1 protein-coding gene is annotated in these 1655 nt (G+C 47.4%); it reads right to left on the bottom strand.

Going from position 1 to position 1655, the window contains the following annotated elements:
* Window positions 1-94: 94 nt before the first annotated feature.
* Window positions 95-1531: a group II intron reverse transcriptase/maturase gene (ltrA, locus tag Q3F21_RS27040; protein ID WP_340259675.1), complete on the bottom strand. Its 1437-nt coding sequence runs from the start codon at window positions 1529-1531 to the stop codon at window positions 95-97.
* Window positions 1532-1655 lie beyond the last annotated feature (124 nt).

Here is a 1655-nt window from a genome sequence, read left to right as displayed (position 1 = left end):
AATAGAGTAGGGACCCCACTTGCGTGGCGCCCCCCTCATCGAACCGTACGTGCCCTATTAAGGCATACGGCTCACCAACGTGTTTCGAAATGAATCAGTAAGTAGCTAACCGCTGGGCATATTGCATCTTTCGAACGAGGGCTGGAGTGTAATACTCCTCTCCTCGTTCTTTTGCTTTCCTTTCTTTGCGGGCTTGGCTTTTCTTCTGGATATCCTTCATGTATTCAATGTACTGGTCGATAGTATACCCATATTGTTTGTTGTAGTAAAGCCAGAACGAAGGCACTAATCCGATACGGGCGAAGAATTCATTATTCCACTTCGTTTTCATAGCGTGGCCTTTACGTTGACTGGGATGGTGATGCACCATTGCAACGCGTAAGCGTTGCCGGATGTACCCATCCACTGCAAGCAGTTGGTTCCGGAATGTGTTGAAATAGCAATGACTTCTCTGCCCATATTGCTTGTTTTCTTCTACGGCTTCAAACAGTTGCAGAAAGTAATTGACCTTCCCTCGAATGACGGGATTTACCTGTTGCAACCAGGCTTTGCTATTTAGTGTCAAGGTTTTCTTGGTTTTGGCTTTGATCTTCTGACGAAAGTCCTTCCACGTACTTTCTTTAGGCTGTGCGGTGAAATATCGTTCTCCGTCTTTCTTACGTTTTCGCCAATGACCGAACGTAAACCCGAGGAAATCGAAGTCGTCGTCATTGAAGTTGACGATCTTTGTCTTTTCCATGGCTACTTCGAGTCCAAGCTCCTTCAGTGTCTCCTGCGTAATCGCCGCGGCTTTCTCAATGTCTACCTGTGTTTTCGCAAACAACAGAAAGTCATCGGCGTAACGTACGAAACGAATTCCGTGTTCCTCCAGTTTCCAGTCCAGTTCGTTTAGATACAAGTTCGCTAAGAGCGGTGAAATAACTCCGCCTTGCGGCGTTCCCGCATCGACTTCGTGGAACTTCCCTTCTTCCATGTACCCCGCTTTCAACCACTTCCAGATGATGTCCAGAACGGTTCCATCCGCTATATATTTGGTCAGCACCTTCATCAGTTTCGCGTGTGGGATGTTGTCAAAGAACCCCCTGATGTCACAGTCATAGATAAAGTCGTGCCCCGTTTCTATATTCCATAGGATGATCTGGGCTACACGCTTCGCCCCGTATCCGGGGCGATACCCGCAAGACCACCGATGAAACACGATTTCTTCGCACTTCGGCTGAAGGACATTAACCACCGTTTGCTGGACGATGCGATCCTCTATGTTGGGTATTCCTAACGGGCGCAATTTTCCGTTTTTCTTGGGTATGTAGTGCCTACGTACAGGAGAAGGAGAATATGCTTTTGCTTTTAATTTCGAAAGAAGATTGTTCAGGTTTTCGTCCTGCTTCCTCTCGTAGCTTTCGATGGTTTCGCCATCGATGCCGCCTGCACCTTTATTCTCCTTGACTTGCTTCCATGCTTCCTGCAATCTGCGCTCAAACAAAATCTGCCCATAGATGCTATGCCATTTTAGCTTCAATTCCTGATTCATGTCTTATGTCGCACCTTTCATCGCGTCCATTCCGCTCGTTTTTACCGAGGTAACGTTACGGTTTTCATTACGCAACATTCAAGTGTTCCGCCACGAGGTCGCTCCGCTTCCGTTCCGGTCATGT

The sequence above is a fragment of the Brevibacillus borstelensis genome (assembly GCF_037834415.1).
GTDB classification, from domain to species: Bacteria; Bacillota; Bacilli; order Brevibacillales; family Brevibacillaceae; genus Brevibacillus; species Brevibacillus borstelensis_A.
Note: the sequence above shows the minus strand (reverse complement) of the source record. Positions and strands in the feature narration are given on the sequence as shown.